This window comes from Sphingomonas sp. 179-I 2A4 NHS (assembly GCF_045369135.1).
Classification (GTDB): Bacteria; Pseudomonadota; Alphaproteobacteria; order Sphingomonadales; family Sphingomonadaceae; genus Sphingomonas.
The window spans coordinates 375938-391395 of the sequence record NZ_JBIQFL010000003.1 but is presented as its reverse complement, the minus strand read 5'-3'; the positions used below and the strand labels follow the sequence as shown (position 1 = coordinate 391395).

General features: G+C 67.6%; 16 protein-coding genes. 6 read left to right on the top strand and 10 right to left on the bottom strand.

Translation table 11 applies throughout. From position 1 onward, the window contains the following. Positions 1–14 precede the first annotated feature (14 nt). Both ACH0CP_RS08105 and ACH0CP_RS08100 read right to left on the bottom strand, forming a co-directional pair. A complete protein-coding gene (locus ACH0CP_RS08105; RefSeq protein ID WP_294443602.1) occupies positions 15–1112 on the bottom strand; it encodes an acyl-CoA dehydrogenase family protein in 1098 nt (365 codons plus the stop codon). A gap of 73 nt (positions 1113–1185) precedes the next feature. After that, positions 1186–1974 (bottom strand): SDR family NAD(P)-dependent oxidoreductase, encoded by a 789-nt coding sequence (locus ACH0CP_RS08100; RefSeq protein ID WP_294443601.1) that lies wholly within the window; start codon positions 1972–1974, stop codon positions 1186–1188. 131 nt (positions 1975–2105) lie between these two features. Here ACH0CP_RS08100 and ACH0CP_RS08095 point away from each other — a divergent pair, with 131 nt between their 5' ends. Continuing rightward, a complete protein-coding gene (locus ACH0CP_RS08095) occupies positions 2106–2903 on the top strand; it encodes an enoyl-CoA hydratase/isomerase family protein (protein ID WP_294443610.1) in 798 nt (265 codons plus the stop codon). Further along, positions 2900–3673: an SDR family NAD(P)-dependent oxidoreductase gene (locus ACH0CP_RS08090; RefSeq protein WP_294443600.1), complete on the top strand. Its 774-nt coding sequence runs from the start codon at positions 2900–2902 to the stop codon at positions 3671–3673. Before ACH0CP_RS08095 ends, ACH0CP_RS08090 begins: the two co-directional genes overlap by 4 nt. A gap of 107 nt (positions 3674–3780) precedes the next feature. Here ACH0CP_RS08090 and ACH0CP_RS08085 read toward each other — a convergent pair whose 3' ends face one another. From ACH0CP_RS08085 to ACH0CP_RS08065, 5 genes are read right to left on the bottom strand one after another with little or no spacing between them, the layout of a single operon-like run. Next, positions 3781–5010 carry a cyclopropane-fatty-acyl-phospholipid synthase family protein gene (locus ACH0CP_RS08085; protein ID WP_294443599.1) on the bottom strand — a complete coding sequence of 410 codons (1230 nt, stop codon included), beginning with the start codon at positions 5008–5010 and terminating at the stop codon, positions 3781–3783. Positions 5011–5028: 18 nt separating this feature from the next. Further along, on the bottom strand, positions 5029–5784 hold the full coding sequence (locus tag ACH0CP_RS08080) for a molybdopterin-dependent oxidoreductase (RefSeq protein WP_294443598.1): 756 nt from the start codon (positions 5782–5784) through the stop codon (positions 5029–5031). After that, complete coding sequence (locus ACH0CP_RS08075; RefSeq protein ID WP_294443597.1) at positions 5781–6479, bottom strand: cytochrome b/b6 domain-containing protein; 699 nt, start codon at positions 6477–6479, stop codon at positions 5781–5783. The genes ACH0CP_RS08080 and ACH0CP_RS08075 overlap by 4 nt, the downstream gene beginning before the upstream one ends. Before the next feature lie 53 nt (positions 6480–6532). Continuing rightward, entirely contained in the window at positions 6533–7291 is a 759-nt protein-coding gene (locus tag ACH0CP_RS08070) for a sulfite exporter TauE/SafE family protein (RefSeq protein ID WP_294443596.1), read from the bottom strand. A gap of 59 nt (positions 7292–7350) precedes the next feature. Beyond that, positions 7351–8175 carry a class I mannose-6-phosphate isomerase gene (locus ACH0CP_RS08065; RefSeq protein WP_294443595.1) on the bottom strand — a complete coding sequence of 275 codons (825 nt, stop codon included), beginning with the start codon at positions 8173–8175 and terminating at the stop codon, positions 7351–7353. A gap of 144 nt (positions 8176–8319) precedes the next feature. Between ACH0CP_RS08065 and bamD the strand changes: the two genes are divergently transcribed. Both bamD and recN read left to right on the top strand, forming a co-directional pair. Beyond that, positions 8320–9378, top strand: a complete 1059-nt coding sequence (gene bamD, locus ACH0CP_RS08060; protein ID WP_294443594.1) for an outer membrane protein assembly factor BamD — start codon at positions 8320–8322, stop codon at positions 9376–9378. Between the two features lie 34 nt (positions 9379–9412). Continuing rightward, positions 9413–11068, top strand: coding sequence for a DNA repair protein RecN (gene recN, locus ACH0CP_RS08055; RefSeq protein WP_294443592.1), 1656 nt, complete (start codon positions 9413–9415; stop codon positions 11066–11068). A 159-nt stretch (positions 11069–11227) separates the two neighbouring features. On the opposite strand, the gene rlmN is transcribed toward recN, so the two are convergent. The 3 genes from rlmN to ACH0CP_RS08040 all read right to left on the bottom strand — a co-directional run bounded on the left by rlmN (position 11228) and on the right by ACH0CP_RS08040 (position 13727). Beyond that, positions 11228–12436, bottom strand: a complete 1209-nt coding sequence (rlmN, locus tag ACH0CP_RS08050) for a 23S rRNA (adenine(2503)-C(2))-methyltransferase RlmN (RefSeq protein WP_406889628.1) — start codon at positions 12434–12436, stop codon at positions 11228–11230. 185 nt (positions 12437–12621) lie between these two features. Continuing rightward, positions 12622–13089, bottom strand: a complete 468-nt coding sequence (locus tag ACH0CP_RS08045) for a hypothetical protein (RefSeq protein ID WP_294443590.1) — start codon at positions 13087–13089, stop codon at positions 12622–12624. Next, positions 13086–13727 carry a histidine phosphatase family protein gene (locus ACH0CP_RS08040; protein WP_294443589.1) on the bottom strand — a complete coding sequence of 214 codons (642 nt, stop codon included), beginning with the start codon at positions 13725–13727 and terminating at the stop codon, positions 13086–13088. The genes ACH0CP_RS08045 and ACH0CP_RS08040 overlap by 4 nt, the downstream gene beginning before the upstream one ends. Before the next feature lie 131 nt (positions 13728–13858). Here ACH0CP_RS08040 and ACH0CP_RS08035 point away from each other — a divergent pair, with 131 nt between their 5' ends. Together ACH0CP_RS08035 and ACH0CP_RS08030 are read left to right on the top strand one after the other, a co-directional pair. After that, positions 13859–14434 (top strand): outer membrane protein, encoded by a 576-nt coding sequence (locus ACH0CP_RS08035; RefSeq protein ID WP_294443588.1) that lies wholly within the window; start codon positions 13859–13861, stop codon positions 14432–14434. 311 nt (positions 14435–14745) lie between these two features. Further along, entirely contained in the window at positions 14746–15399 is a 654-nt protein-coding gene (locus tag ACH0CP_RS08030; RefSeq protein ID WP_294443587.1) for an outer membrane protein, read from the top strand. The last annotated feature ends 59 nt before the right edge of the window (positions 15400–15458 follow it).

Genomic DNA, 15458 nt, shown 5'->3' with positions numbered 1-15458 from the left:
ATCCTCTCACGCGCTCAGGCGGCGTTCTTCATTTCAAGCTGGCTCACCAGCCGCTCACGCCACGTCGCGGGCGCACCCGCCACGAGGCTGAGCTGCCGCGAGCGACGGTAATAAAGCTGCGGGTCCGCTTCCCAGGTGAAGCCGATGCCGCCATGCGTCTGGATATTTTCCTTGGCGGCGAACCAGAACGCCTCGCTCGCCGCGACGCGCGCGGTCGCCGCCGCCAGCGGCAGCTCGCCCGCATCGGTGTTGAGCGCCCAGGCGCCGTAATAGGCGTTCGACCGCGCGATCTCGTTCTTCACATAGATGTCGGCCAGCTTGTGCTTGATCGCCTGATAGCCGGCGATCGCGCGCCCAAAGGCATGGCGCTCCAGCGCATAGGCCTTGGCCATCTCCAGGCACTTGTCCGAACCGCCGACCTGCTCGAACGCCAGCAGGATCGCCGCGCGGTCGAACACCGCCTGCATCGCCGCAATGCCGTCCTCGTCCCCCAGCCGCTCGGCCGGCGCGCCGGAGAAGGTCAGCTTCGCCGCCGATCGCGTCGGGTCCAGCGTCGTCAGTACCTCGGCCGATACGCCCTCGCCCTTCTCGACCAGATACAGCCCGTCCTTGGCCAGCACGACGATCAGGTCAGCGACATCGCCATCGGTGACCGGGATCTTCTCGCCGGTCAGCTTCCCGCCCGACACGCTCGTCTTGATCGAGCGCACCGTCACCGGCCCCTTGCCCTCGGCCGTCGCGAACGCGCCGATCACTTCGCCCGCGGCGATCTTCGGCAGCCACTTGGCCTTCTGCTCCTGCGAGCCAAACTTCATCAGCGCCTCGGCGACGAAGTAAACGGTCGAGGCGAACGGGATCGGCGCACAGGCGCGGCCCAGTTCCTCCGCCAGCGCGCACAGCTCGACATGGCCGAGCCCCAGCCCGCCGAACTCCTCAGGGATCGCCGCGCCCAGCCAGCCCTGCTCGGCCACGCCCTTCCACAGCGCCTCGTCATAGGCGCGGTCGTCATTGTCGAGCACGCCGCGAACCACCTTGGCGTCGCACTTCGCGGCGAGGAACTTGCGCGCCTCGTCCTTCAGCATCTTCTGGTCGTCGGAATAATCGAAGTTCATCTAAACTCTCCCCGCCCGCGCCGTTCGTGCTTCGGCCATGCCCAGCACGAACGGGAAGCTGCCATCCTGTTGGTTACTTGGGCTGCATCCGGATCGCGCCGTCCAGCCGCACGTCCTCGCCGTTGAAATAGCCGTTGCGGATCATCTCCAGCGCAAGCTTGGCATATTCCTCCGGCATGCCCAGCCGCTTGGGGAACGGCACCATGGCGGAAAGCGCGGCCTTCACCTGCGGCTTCGCACGGCCCAGCAGCGGCGTGTCGAATATGCCCGGCAGGATCGTGTTGCAGCGGATGCCTTCCGACGACAGGTCACGCGCGACGTTCAGCGTCATGCCGACGATGCCCGCCTTGGCCGAGGTATAGGCCACCTGCCCGATCTGGCCGTCCTCCGCCGCGACGCTCGCGGTGTTGACGATCGCGCCGCGGTCGCCATCCTCGGTCGGCTCCAGCGTCATCATCCCGGCAGCCGCGCCGACGATGCAGCGGAACGAGCCGACGAGGTTCAGCTCGATCGTCTTCTGGTAGTTCTCGACCGGATAGGGCTTGATCGAGCCGTCTTCCTTCGACCGCGCGACCGTCTTGTTCGGCCCGCCGAAGCCGCCACCGGCGCAGTTCACCAGGATACGCTCCTGGCCGTTCGCTGCACGCGCCTTGGCGAAGCCGGCGTCGACCGACGCCTGGTCCATGACGTCCACTTCGCAATAGACCGCGCCGATTTCCTCCGCGACGCCCGGGCCGATCTCGCCATTCTTGTCGAACAGCGCGACCTTCACGCCTTCCGCGCGCAGCGCCTTCGCCGTCGCGAGCCCCAGTCCCGAGGCGCCGCCAGTGATGATCGCGGCGATATCTGGTCCAAGCTTCAAAGCATCCCCTCCCGAGTCGTGCGCGGGTCTCATGCGACCTCGCGATTGCAGGATAACTTTAGTTATGTAGGATGCGCCGTCAACAGATCAGTGCAACAAGCAGGAACGGGAGAGGCACGTTGGAATATGAGATGATCTCGGTCGAGCGCCGGGGCGAAGTCGATTGGGTGACGATGAACCGCCCGCACGTCCTGAATGCGCTGAACGATCGCCACGTCGAGGAGCTGAGCCATTATTTCGGCGCGCTCCACAAGGATCGCGACTGCCGCGTCGTCGTGCTGAAGGGCGCCGGCCGCGCTTATTGCGCCGGCCTCGATCTTCAGGAGGGCGGCCGTTCCGAGTTCGATACGATCGATCGCCTCGCGCACCAGCGCTCGATCGCCGAGATCGTGATGAAGATGCGCTATTGCCCGCAGCCGATCATCAGCCTGGTCCACGGGCCCGCATGCGGCGGCGGCTTCGCGATGGCGCTGGCATCGGACATCCGCATCGCGGGCGAATCCGTCCGCATGAACGCCGCTTTCATCCGCATTGGCCTTTCCGCCTGCGACATCGGCGTCAGCTACTTCCTCCCCCGCCTGGTCGGCGCGAGCGTGGCAGCCGAATTCATGCTCACCGGCAATTTCATCACCGCCGATCGCGCACTCGCCACCGGCCTCGTCAGCCGCGTCGTGCCGGACGACCAGATGGAGGAAGCCGCCGCGCCGCTGATCGAACAGATGCTCACCACCTCGCCGATGGGCCTTCGCCTCACCAAGGAGTGCCTGCGCATGTCGATCGACGCGCCCAGCCTAGAGGCGGCAGTGGCGATGGAGGACCGCAACCAGATCCTGTGCGCGACCGCCCCCGATTTCGGCGAGGGCATCAAGGCGTTCTTCGAGAAGCGCCGCCCGAATTACAGCAAGAAGAGCAAGGAGCAGGCGGCATGAGTGGGGGACTTGAGGGCCGGGTCGCACTGGTAACCGGCGGGGGCCGCGGCATCGGGCGCGAGATTGCGCTCCGCCTGGCGCGCGACGGCGCCGACGTCGCGGTCAACTACCGACGCGATGCCGAGGCCGCCGAGGAAGTGGTGCGCGAGATCGAAGGCCTCGGCCGCCGCGCCAAGGCCTATGCCGCCTCGGTCGACCGGTTCGAGGATTGCGAGAAACTGGTCGGCGCGGTCGTCGCTGACTTCGGCGGCATCGATATCCTCGTCAACAACGCCGGCATCGCCAGCCGTGGGCAGAGCGTCGCCGATACCGACCCGGCCGAGTTCGAGCGTGTCATGCGCACCCACTGCTTCGCGCCGCACTACATGTCGAAGCTCGTCCTCCCCTCGATGCGTGAACGCGCCAAAGAAAAGGGTCGCGGCGACATCATCATGATTTCCAGCGTTGCGACGCTCTATCATGCCCCCAATGGTGCGCCCTATTCGATGGGCAAGGCCGCGGCCGAGGCACTCGCGCTCGTTCTGTCGAAGGAGGAGCGGCCCAACAACATCCGCACCAACATTGTCGCCCCCGGACTCACTGTCACCGACATGGGCGAGCGGCTAGCCAAGGCGACGCGCGGCGTGGCGGATATCCACGATCTGGCGGCACAATCCCCCTTCGGCCGCGTCTCCACCCCGGCGGATGTCGCCGCGGCGGTCGCTTATTTCGTTTCGGCCGACGGCGAATATACCAACGGTCAGAAGATCAACCTCCACGGCGGCGGCTGATCCCACATCCCACCGTCACCCCGGGCTCGACCCGGGATCCCGCTTCTTCTGTACCTGACGAGCAAGGCAGCGGGGCCCCGGTCCAGTCCGGGGCAACGGCAACCCCCTTACCCCTCGCGCAGCTTGCGCTCGCCCTCGATCATGTAATCGCGCGTCAGCGGCACCGAATAGCGCCCCTTGGTCAGCTGCACCTGGTAATTGCACAGCCCCCCGTTGCGGAACGCCGCCGCCGCGCCGGCGAGGTAGAAGGTCCACATGCGGAAGAAGCGCTCGTCATACAGCGCGACGATCGCGTCCTTGGCCGCCACCGTCCGGTCGTACCAATGGTCGAGCGTGTACGCGTAATGGACGCGCAGCACCTCGATATCGGTCGGGAACAGCTTCAGCCCCTCATACGCCGTCACGATCTCGCTCAGCGCCGGGTTATAGCCGCCCGGGAAGATGTATTTTGCGGTCCAGTCGTCGGTGACGCCCGGAGGACCCATGCGGCCGATCGTGTGCAGCAGCATCACGCCATCATCGGTCAGCAGCTCGCGGCACTTGCGGAAGAACGTGCGATACTGCGGCGGCCCGACATGCTCGAACATGCCGACCGAGACGATCCGGTCGAAGCTTCCCGTGACGCGGCGATAATCGATCAGCTCGAACTTCACCCGGTCGGCGACGCCCGCCTCGGCAGCGCGCTCGCGCGCTACCTTCAGCTGCTCTTCGGACAGCGTCACGCCCAGCACGTCGACGTCGAAATGCTTGTTGAGGTACAGCGCCATGCCGCCCCAGCCGCAGCCGATGTCCAGCACGCGCATCCCCGGCTTCAGCGCCAGCTTGGCCGCGATATGCGCCTTCTTGTCTTCCTGCGCCTGCTCCAGGCTGTTGCCCGGATCGGTGAAATACGCGCAGCTGTACTGCTTGTCGCGATCGAGGAAGAGGTCGTACAAACGTCCCGACAGGTCATAGTGATGCGCCACGTTGCGCTTCGATCGGCGCTCCATGTTGATCCGGTCGGCGCGATATTTCACCGCGTTGAAGGTGCGCGCGGCAAGGCCGGGCTTCAGGTTCTTCTGCCCCGATTCCCAGGCATCGTTGCGCTTCAGCAGCTCGACGAGGTCCCGAATGTCGCCCTTCTCGACGATCAGCCGCCCGTTCATGAAGCATTCGCCCGCGCCAAGCGCGGGGTTGCGCGCGATCGTAAGCGCAACGCGGCTGTCGGCGAAGCGGATCGTCACGTCGGGAAAGCCTGGCTCCGGCGTGCCATAGGTGCGCGTCGCAGCCTTGGGGCGATGAAGGGTCAACGTTCCGCGCTTCACGGCGCGCGAGAGGAAGATATCGATCAGGGCCATGGTGCGAACCCGTAACAATCAGATGCCGGCATACCAATCGTAATCGACATTATCCTCCCAATAGCCACCCTTGCCTTTGCCTACGCCTGCAAGGCTCGCCACGGCGTCGATCCGCATCAGATATTTGGCGTGCTTGTATCCCAGCTGCCGCTCCACTCGCAGGCGGCACGGCGCGCCGTTCATCACCGGCAGGAACCGGTCGTTCAGCGCCCAGGCCAGGATCGTCTGCGGGTGAAAGGCGTCGATCAGGTCGATCGATTCATAATAAGGTGCGCCGCCGTACAGGTCGGCGCAGGTGAAGACGATGTAGCGCGCGCCGTCGCGCATCCCCGCCGCCTTCAGCACCTGGCCCAGTTGCGGTCCCTGCCACTTGCCGATCGCGCTCCACCCCTCCACGCAATCGTGGCGCGTGATCTGCGCACGCTGCGGCATCGCGCCAAGATCGGCGAGGCTCAAGGACAGCGGCCGCGCCACCAGCCCGCCCACCGCCAGCCGCCAGTCCGCGAACCGCCCATCGCGCAGCGCGGCATATTCGGGCGTGCCCGGATCGCGCGTGCCGTTCGGTCGGAAGAAGGGTGATCGTTGGTCGGGCCGGAACTCGGGCGCCAGCGCATCGCGGTTGGTCAGCGCGCGCTGCAGCCCGCGGTGCATGTCCTCGCCCATGAACAGGATCCGCCGCGCCGCGGGCTGCTCGATCACCCGGTCGCATCCCGCCAGCAGCGCCGCACCGCCCAGCGCCCCGCCCGCGATCAGCCGCCGCCGCGAGATGATCATGGCCGCGGCTCCTCTGGCACTCGCCACCAGCCGGTGATTACCGAACGCACCTCGTTGAGCGGCCCGGCCAGGATCACCAGCGATAGGTGGATGATGACGAACAGCGTCAGCGCGATCATGCACAGGAAATGGATCGAGCGCGCCGATTGCCGCCCGCCGAACAGCTCGATCAGCCACGGCCAGGCCGCGTCCATGTTCGGGGACAGCGCCAGGCCCGTCAGGATCACCAGCGGCAGCAGCACGAAGATCACGCCGACGTACGACAGCTTCTGCCAGATGTTATAGGCCAGCGGCCGTTCCGGATCGTGGAAGCGGAAATCGAGATGCGCCTGCGCGTCCTCGATCAGGTGCCTCGGCGCCAGCTCGGCGCGCCGCACGCGCAGGTCACGCGCGAAGTGGCGGTTGATCAGGCTGACGATCATGTAGCCGAGCAGCCCGAACGCCAGCACCAGCGCGAAGAACAGATGCCAGCGGCGGGAGAGTGCCAGATTGTAGTTGGCCGGGATCGTCAGCCACGCGGGAAAACGCGGCAGCTGCCACCAGGCATGATCGAAGTTCGCGCCATAATGTCCCCAGTACAGGCGGGGATGCGCGTTCGAGATGCCGAGGCCCGATCCGATCAGGATGAAGATCGCGACTGCGTTGATCGCATGCCAGATCCGCGTGGCGAGCCGATGGCGATAGACGGCAGTCATCGGCGATCATCTAGCATGGCGCGGCGCCGCGGCGAAGGCAGCGCGGATCATCCTCAGGTATAGGCGCGCCAGAAGAACACCAGTGTCGTGGCGCCGGTCACGAACAGGGTCCAGATGCGCACCGCGACCGGCGGCAGCCGCTTGCCGACGGCCGCCCCGCCCCATCCGCCAAGGATCGCGCCCAGCATCATCGGCACGAACGCGGTCCACGCCACCATGCCCGCCGCGACGAAGACGATCGCCGCCGCGGCATTCGCCACCGCCAGCATCAGCGTGCGCGGCGCGAACATGCGCCGCGGGTCCAGCCCCGCCAGCAGGCCATAGGTCGCGGTCATCATCAGCCCGACGCCGCCGCCGAAATACCCGCCGTAAATGCCCAGCAGCACCTGCACCACGATCAGTGTCGGCACGCCGATCGTCACCCGCGCCGCCAGCCACGCCGACGCGCGCTGCCCGAACGCCAGCACCACGAAGGCGTAGAGCACTAGCCAGGGGATGATGAGGTCGAACGTGCGCGACGGGGTCAGCACCAGCAATGCGCTGCCCACCAGCCCCGCAAGGAAGGTGACGCTCGCCAGCACGCGCACGGACAGCCCGCCCACCGGCTCCAGCTCGTCGCGAAACGCCCAGGCGCTGGTCGCCGCGCCCGGCAGCAAGGCGAAGTTCGATGTCGCATTGGCGATATTGGCGGGCAGCCCCATGCCCAGCAGCGCGGGCAGCGTCGCAAAGGTGCCGCCCCCCGCCAGGGCGTTCATCGCCCCGCCGATGACGCCCGCGCCCGCCGCCAGCGCCACCGCGGCCCAATCGATCAAGTTCGCCGTTCCACGCGGCTATTCCCCCCTGTGGCGCGCCTCCCGGCGGCGATTGGCGATCAGATGCGGGTCGTCCCCGGATAGGCGAACAGCATGTCCGCATCGACGGACGCGTGCAGGATCTCCTCGCCCGTCACCATCACGCACTCGCCCGCCTTCCACGCGACGCCGCCGATCACGCCCTCGCCGCGGATCGGCACCAGCCAGCCCGTCTTGCCCTCGGGCAGCGCGATGTCGCGCTTGCCGCCGGTCCAGCGCTCCAGCACGAACTTGGGCCCTTCCACCAGGATCGTGCGTCCCGGCTCGACCGTGCCGGGCTGCGGCGGCGCGACATAGGGGTTGAGGTCCGCCACCGCGATCCCGTCGTCGAGGTGAAGCTCGCGCGGCCGCCCATAGTCATACAGGCGATAAGTGGTGTCGGAATTCTGCTGCACCTCGATCAGCGTCAGCCCCGCGCCGATCGCATGGACCACGCCGGAATGCGAATAATAGAAGTCCCCGGCCTTCACCGGCTTCCAGTCCAGCTTGTCCTCGATCGAACCGTCCAGTGCGCTGGCGCGCAGCTCGTCGGCGGTCATCGGCTGCTTGGGGCCGATCGCGATCGTCGAATCCGGCTCGGCGTCCAGGATCAGCCAGCATTCGTCCTTGCCGCGCGGCAGGCCGCGCTTGTGCGCTTCCTCGTCCGACGGATGGTCCTGCACCGACAGCTTCTCGCTGGTGAACAGGTACTTGATCAGCATCTCGGGTTCTTCGGGGTGCGGCGACTGGAACCACACCTCGCCGATCGGCTCGCCGCCGGGCGCGGGATCGGGAAAGCCGGGATACAGCTTGTGGCGTCCCCACGGCTTTTCGACGCGCTTGGTGGCCAGCAAGGTTGCAGTCATCTTTATGCCCCGATCTTGGAAGATGTTTCGTTACCCGCTCAACGCTGCCACGACCAACCTGTTTCACATCGCTTCTTCCCCCGAACCGGCGCGAACGTTTCGCCATTGTTCGCATGCGCCGCCCTGCGCTAAAGGCCCTTCCCGATGCGTATCAATCCGTCCCGCCCACTCGTCGCTCTGCTGCTTGCGGCAGTCGCCCTGCCGATGGCGGGTTGCGCCCGCAACAGCACCAAGGGTGATCTTCCCTATGTCGCGCGCGACGTGGGCACGCTGTACACCGCCGCCAAGCAAAAGCTGGATCAGCGCCAGTACAAGGTGGCTGCCGCCTTGTTCGACGAGGTGGAGCGCCAGCATCCCTATTCGGTCTGGGCCCGGCGCGCGCAGCTGATGGGCGCGTTCAGCAACTATCTGGCGAAGAACTACACCGCCGCGATCCAGGGCGCGCAGCGCTTCCTGTCGGTCCACCCCGGCAACCGCGACGCGCCCTACGCTTATTACCTGATCGCGATGAGCTATTACGAGCAGATCAGCGACGTCACGCGCGATCAGAAGATCAGCGAGCAGGCACAGGACGCGCTTGGCGAGCTCACCCGTCGCTATCCCAACAGCCGCTATGCCGCCGATGCGCGGCTGAAGATGGACCTCGTGCGCGATCACCTCGCGGGCAAGGAAATGGAAGTTGGCCGCTTCTACGAACGCCGCGGCCAGTGGCTCGCCGCCACGCTGCGCTTCCGCAAGGTCGTCGACGATTATCAGACCACCACGCACACGCCCGAGGCGCTGATGCGCCTGACCGAGACGTATCTGGCCCTCGGCGTGCGCGAAGAGGCGAAGCGCGCCGCCGCGGTGCTCGGCGCCAATTACCCCGAAACCTATTGGTACAAGCGCGCCTTCGATCTGCTCGGCGAGAACCCGGCGACGCCGATCAAGCCGCTCGCGCCGGGCGAACAGGTCGTGCCGCAGCTCACCGTGCCCGCGCCGGCCACCCCGCCGCGGACCGAGGTGGAAGTGCTGCCGATCGAGGGCGATGCGCCCACCCCGCGTGCCGAGGCACCGGGCGCCCCCACGCCGGCCACCACCAGCGGCGGCGCAGGCGCCACGCCCGGCGGCAACGCGCCCAGCACCGCGACGCCCACCGGCGTCCAGCCCGGCACGCCGCCCGCATCGGACACGCCCTCGGCGGATGCGCCGCAGAACCCCTGAGGCACCCCGCGCATCCTAGGGCGTTGACGCACCCATGCTGACCGCGCTCTCGATCCGCGACGTGGTGCTGATCGAGGCGCTCGACCTCGATTTCGGCCCCGGCCTTGGCGTCCTCACCGGCGAAACCGGGGCGGGCAAGTCGATCCTGCTCGATGCCCTGGGTCTCGCGCTCGGTGCGCGCGGGGACAGCGGCCTCGTGCGCCACGGCGCCGCGCAGGCCAGCGTCACCGCCACCTTCGATCCGCCCCCCGGCGTCGCCGCGCTGCTCGACGACAATGGCATCGAGGCCGATTCGGGCGAGCCGCTGATCGTTCGCCGCGTGGTGAAGGCGGACGGCGGCAGCCGCGGCTTCGTCAACAACCAGCCCGCTTCCGCGGCGCTGCTGCGCGAGCTCGGCACGCGCCTCGTCGAGATCCACGGCCAGCACGACGATCGCGGCCTCCTGAACCCGCGCGGCCACCGCGCCTTGCTCGATACGTTCGCCCGGCTCGACACCGCCGCCGTGGCGCAGTCGTGGCGCAGCTGGCGCGAGGCGGAGGACGCGCTGGCCGAGGCGCGCGCCGAGATCGAGACCGCAGCGCGCGACCGCGAATGGCTCGACCACGCCGTCGCCGAACTCGATTCGCTCGCACCGGAAGTGGGCGAGGAGGAAGCGCTCGCCGAACGCCGCCGCATCATGCAGCGGTCGGAAAAGATCACCGAGGATCTGAACGCTCTCGCCGATACGCTCGAGGGGTCCGACGGCGCGATGTCGAACATGCGCCAGGCCGCCCGCATCCTCGATCGTATCTCCGGCGATCACGAGGCGCTGGCCGAAGCGCTGGCCGCGATCGACCGCGCGATGATCGAGGCCGGCAATGCCGCCGAGCAGGTGGCCGAGGCCGCGCGCGCCCTGAGCTTCGATCCCCGGGCGTTGGAGGATGACGAGGCCCGCCTGTTCGAGCTTCGCGCCATGGCCCGCAAGCACCGCGTTCAGCCCGACGATCTCGCGGCCCTCGCCGAGGAACTGCGCGGCCGCCGTGATCGGCTGGAGGCCGGCGAGGAAGGCATCGCTGCGCTCCAGCAGCGCGCCGCGACCGCGCGCACCAGCTATCTCGCCGCCGCCGAGCGCCTGTCGGCCGATCGCGCCGCCGCCGCTGCCCGCCTCGACGCTGCCGTCGCCGCCGAACTGCCGCCGCTGAAGCTCGATGCCGCTCGCTTCCGCACCACCGTCGCCGAGCTGCCCGAGGAGCAATGGGGCCCCGCCGGGCGCGACCGCGTCGAGTTCGAGATCGCGACCAACCCCGGCGCGCCGTTCGGCGCCCTGATCAAGATCGCTTCGGGCGGCGAGCTTTCGCGCTTCATCCTCGCGCTGAAGGTCGCGCTCGCCGAGGAAGGCGGAGCAGCGACGATGATCTTCGACGAGATCGACCGCGGCGTCGGCGGCGCGGTGGCCTCGGCGATCGGCGAACGCCTCCACCGCCTCGCCTCCAGCGCGCAATTGCTGGTCGTGACGCACTCGCCACAAGTCGCCGCCCGCGGCGCCGCGCACCTCCTCATCGCCAAGCGCAACGACGGCGTGGTCACCCGCACCGGCGTGCGTCAGCTCGACGACGCCGAACGCCGCGAGGAAATCGCCCGCATGCTGTCGGGCGCCACGATCACCGACGAAGCCCGCGCCCAGGCCGATCGCCTGATCGAGACGGCGTAAAAGGCCGGCTCATCCGGTCGTAACCAGCGAAGTCGAGACGCGGCGCGCCCGCAACTCCGCCGTCATCCACGCAACGCAGATCCTGCGCGGCAACGTAACAGCTCAGTGTCGCTTCGGACGTGATCCGGGGTCCCGCTCACCTTCAAGCAACCGCAACGCTCACCCCAAAGCGGCGAGCTTTTCCTCCGCCTGCCGGTCCAGCTCTGCGCGGGTCTTCTTCTCCGCGGCGGTCTTCAGCTGGCCGCATGCCGCATCGATATCGCGCCCGCGCGGGGTGCGGGTCGGCGCGGAAATGCCACCCTCGAAGATGATGTTCGAGAACGCCCGGATCCGCTCCGGCGTCGAACACTCATACGGCGCGCCCGGCCAGGGATTGAACGGGATCAAATTCACCTTCGCCGGCAGCTTGTAGTGCCGGATCAGGCGCACCAGTTCGCGCGCGTCGTCATCCGAATCGTTCTTGTCCTTCAGCATCACGTACTCGAACGTGATGCGCCGGGCGTTGTTCGCGCCGGGATAATCGGCGCACGCCTGCAGCAGCTCCTCGATCCCGTATTTGCGGTTCAAGGGCACGATCTCGTCGCGCACTTCCTTGGTCACCGCGTGCAGTGAGACGGCCAGGTTGACGCCGATCTCCGCGCCCGCACGGGCCATCATCGGCACCACGCCGGACGTGGACAGTGTGATACGCCGCTTCGACAGCGCCAGGCCGTCGCCGTCCATCACCACGGACAAAGCGTCGCGCACATTGTCGAAATTATACAGCGGCTCGCCCATCCCCATCATCACGATGTTGGTGAGCATGCGGCCCTCGGGCTGGCTCGGCCATTCGCCCAGCGCGTCACGCGCCAGCATCACCTGGCCGACGATCTCGCCCGCCGTCAGATTGCGCACCAGCCGCATCGTGCCGGTGTGGCAGAAACGGCAGTTCAGCGTGCAGCCGACCTGGCTCGACACGCACAGGGTCCCCCGATCCGCATCGGGGATGAACACCATCTCGTAATCCTGCCCGTCGTCGGATCGCAGCAGCCACTTGCGCGTACCGTCGGTCGATACCTGCGCCTCCACCACGGCGGGACGTCCGATCACGAACCGCTCGGTCAGCCACGGATGCTGCGCCTTGGCGATGTCGGTCATCACCGAAAAGTCGGTCGCGCCGCGATTGTAGATCCAGTGGAAGATCTGCTTGGCGCGCAGCTTCGCCTGCTTGGGCTCCAACCCGGCGGCGGCCAGCGCCTCGCGCACTTCATCGCGTGACAGGCCGACGAGGTCGACGCGGCCGTCCTCACGCGGGGTGATGGCGCGTGCAACGGGCACGGGATCGATGTGCCCCGGTATGGGCATGGGAGCGGCCGACAGTGTCTGCATCGCGCGCATATAGCGCAAAAGCCCGGGAGTTTCCAGCCGGCCGCCCAAACTCCCCTCCCGCTCGCGAGAGGGGTCGGCGAGGGGCCTTGCCCTTGCCCACCAGCCAATCTCCCACCGTCCCGTTCGTGCCGAGCCTGTCGAGGCTCCCGCCTCACGCTCCCGCCCAGAAGCGGGAGGAGATCAGATCACCCCACACACCCCAGCACCGCCGCGTCGATCGCCGTCGCCGCGCCGCCCAGCGCATAGCTGTCGGCAAACGGCCGCCCGCTCGCGCTTACCGATGATATGCTCATGCTTCGGCCGCCACGCATGGCCGCCACGATCGCGCGGTCGGTAGCCGCATCCGGGGACCACGCCGCCCGCGCATTGCCCGACAGGGTGAAGCGCCGCTCCCCGATCGCCAGCGTCACCGGCGCGCGCGCGCTTCGTTCGGTCGACAGGCGGATGAACAGCGCGGGGCGCCGCGTGCGCCCGAAATGCGCCGCCACGCTTGCGAACGGCTTGGTCGCCGCCCGGCGTGCGCGCGATCCGCGCACCGGCGCGCTGATCGCATAGCAGCGCGGCGGCGATCCTTCGCGGAATGCACCCCAGGCGTCATAGACGCCGATCGCCGTCCGATCGCTCGCCAGCAACAGGGCGAGCAGCGCGATCAAGCCGGGGCATGCCCCGTGCCAAGGTGGATCACCGTCTCGCGCCCGCGCTCCAGCATCGTCACCGTGCCTTGCGGATGCGCGTCCATCACGGGCGCCCCGCACGGGTCGATCGGCGCACCGGTCATCACGCCGCGCATCACCCGGCTGGAAATGCCGTGCATGATCACCAGCCGGTCGCCGTGGTCGTCCATCGTCTCGCGCAGCCAGCCCGACACGCGCTCCGCGATCGCTTCGTAGCGCTCGCCATCGGGGGCGCAGCGCAGCAGGCCGCGCTCGTCGATCACCGGACCAACCTCGCCGACCACGTCGGAGTAATAACGGCCGCCCCAGCTTCCCATGCCGATCTCGATCAGCCGCCCGTCATGCTTCGCCTCGTGCCAGTCGAGTTCCAGATGCTCGGCGATGATCGCCAGCGTCTGCAGCGCGCGGCCGGTGGCGGAAGCATACATGGTCAGCTTCGGCTTGGGCCCCAGATAGTCGCGCAGCGCGCGGCCCATCTCCTCCGCCTGGGCGAAACCGGCGCGGGTCAGCGGGGTATGCGGTGCCTCGCCCTGCAGCCGGCGGGCAGCATTGAATACAGTCTCTCCATGCCGCGCGACGAAATCACGACCGCGGCGCTCAAAAGGGTTTATCGCCATCCGCCCGCTTTTGGTCGCCACGGGCGCGAAAGCAACGGCTTTTGGCGCGCAGCGATGGGACAGCCGCGCCCCGCACCGCAAACCGGCCCTCGCAAGGCCGCCAGCCCGGCGGCACGACAAGGGGATTCATCATGCGATTGTTCGTCATCACCACCGCCGCCGCCGCGGCCCTCCTCACCACGCCGGCCCTGGCGCAGGACGGCGGCAAGCCCGATTTCAGCGGCTTCCGGCTGGAGGCACTCGCCGGCTACGATCACATCTCGGGCGACGGTGATGGCAAGGGCGGTTTCACCTACGGCGCCGCCGGCGGCTATGATGCCGCGCTCGGCCAGGTGCGGCTCGGCCTCGAAGGCGAGATCACCGATTCCACGGTGCGCCAGCGCGATGTCGGCTTCCGCAGCGATCTCGGCCGCGACCTCTATCTCGGTGCGCGGGTCGGGTACGTCCTCTCGCCGCGCGCGATGATCTACGCCAAGGCCGGCTACACCAATGCCCGCGTCACGACGCGCATCACCACCGGGCCGACGACGCTGAAGGATTCGACCAATCTCGATGGCTTCCGCGCCGGCGCCGGCGTCGAGGTCGCGATCAACCCGCGCTTCTACGTGAAGGGCGAGTACCGCTACTCGCATTACGGCGATCAGAAGGGCCTCGATATCGATGCCGATCGTCACCAGCTGATGGCCGGTGTGGGCGTCCGCTTCTGATCAAGGGACGCGTGTAGCCCATGCGCTACCGCCGCCGGGGCAAGGCGGTCGCCGCACATGGGCTACAATCGCAACACAGCGTTTCGATAAGCGAAGCCGATGCTCGCCAAGAAAAGTTCCGAGCCCCTCCTGTATAAGCAGCACGCAGGTGCGCTCGCGCGTAAGAGAGTCAGCTTCCTCTTCAAGTCCCTGTTGCCAAAAAGCCACGAAAATTGCTGTTTATCTGAGGTTCATGCAACGCCTGCGCTTTCCCCCCATTTGAGCGCTGTCGCCGGCGAGTTTCGGCGACCAACGTGAAAATGGAGTCTCTTATGCGTAAGCTCATCCTGGCGACGCTCGCCGCCACCACCGCCGCAGTTGCCGTTCCTGCTGCCGCGCAGGATGCGGGGCCGTTCACTGGCCCGCGCGCTGGCGTCATCCTCGGGTACGACGCGCTGCGCCCCGGCGACACGCAGGATTCGCAGATCCGTGGCGATCAGGGTGCCGACGGTTTCCTGTACGGCGGCGAAATCGGCTATGACGTGGCCTTCAACAACCTCGTCGTCGGCGTCGAAGGCGAAATCACCGGCTCGACCGGCAAGGTCCGCAACGATCCGCGCAACCCGAACGACTTCGGCTATGGCCGCGTGAAGGCTGGCCGCGATCTGTACGTCGGCGCCCGCATCGGTGTCATGGCCGCGCCGCAGACGCTGATCTACGGTAAGGTCGGTTACACCAACGCCCGTCTCGATCTGACGCGCGCTGACGCGACCACCACGACCGGTGCGAACTTCAACCTCGACGGCTACCGCCTCGGTGCCGGTGTCGAGCAGTCGCTCAGCCCGAACACCTATGCGAAGCTCGAGTATCGCTACTCCAACTATGGCGATGCCCGCCTCGAATATCCGAACGGCGCCAGCACCGGCACGTTCGGCGTGGATACCGATCGTCACCAGGTGGCGGTTGGCCTGGGCTTCCGCTTCTGAACTCCTGCGGGTGCGGCCTCGCCGCACCTGTCTGGACGAAGATGCGAACTATCCACCGA

Coding starts and splice junctions, on each gene's coding strand:
- ACH0CP_RS08105 (WP_294443602.1), bottom strand. CDS start 1,112: ATGAACTTCGATTATTCCGACGACCAGAAGATGCTGAAGGACGAGGCG.
- ACH0CP_RS08095 (WP_294443610.1), top strand. CDS start 2,106: ATGATCTCGGTCGAGCGCCGGGGCGAAGTCGATTGGGTGACGATGAAC.
- ACH0CP_RS08090 (WP_294443600.1), top strand. CDS start 2,900: ATGAGTGGGGGACTTGAGGGCCGGGTCGCACTGGTAACCGGCGGGGGC.
- ACH0CP_RS08085 (WP_294443599.1), bottom strand. CDS start 5,010: ATGGCCCTGATCGATATCTTCCTCTCGCGCGCCGTGAAGCGCGGAACG.
- ACH0CP_RS08080 (WP_294443598.1), bottom strand. CDS start 5,784: ATGATCATCTCGCGGCGGCGGCTGATCGCGGGCGGGGCGCTGGGCGGT.
- ACH0CP_RS08075 (WP_294443597.1), bottom strand. CDS start 6,479: ATGACTGCCGTCTATCGCCATCGGCTCGCCACGCGGATCTGGCATGCG.
- ACH0CP_RS08065 (WP_294443595.1), bottom strand. CDS start 8,175: ATGACTGCAACCTTGCTGGCCACCAAGCGCGTCGAAAAGCCGTGGGGA.
- bamD (WP_294443594.1), top strand. CDS start 8,320: ATGCGTATCAATCCGTCCCGCCCACTCGTCGCTCTGCTGCTTGCGGCA.
- recN (WP_294443592.1), top strand. CDS start 9,413: ATGCTGACCGCGCTCTCGATCCGCGACGTGGTGCTGATCGAGGCGCTC.
- rlmN (WP_406889628.1), bottom strand. CDS start 12,436: ATGCAGACACTGTCGGCCGCTCCCATGCCCATACCGGGGCACATCGAT.
- ACH0CP_RS08040 (WP_294443589.1), bottom strand. CDS start 13,727: ATGGCGATAAACCCTTTTGAGCGCCGCGGTCGTGATTTCGTCGCGCGG.
- ACH0CP_RS08035 (WP_294443588.1), top strand. CDS start 13,859: ATGCGATTGTTCGTCATCACCACCGCCGCCGCCGCGGCCCTCCTCACC.
- ACH0CP_RS08030 (WP_294443587.1), top strand. CDS start 14,746: ATGCGTAAGCTCATCCTGGCGACGCTCGCCGCCACCACCGCCGCAGTT.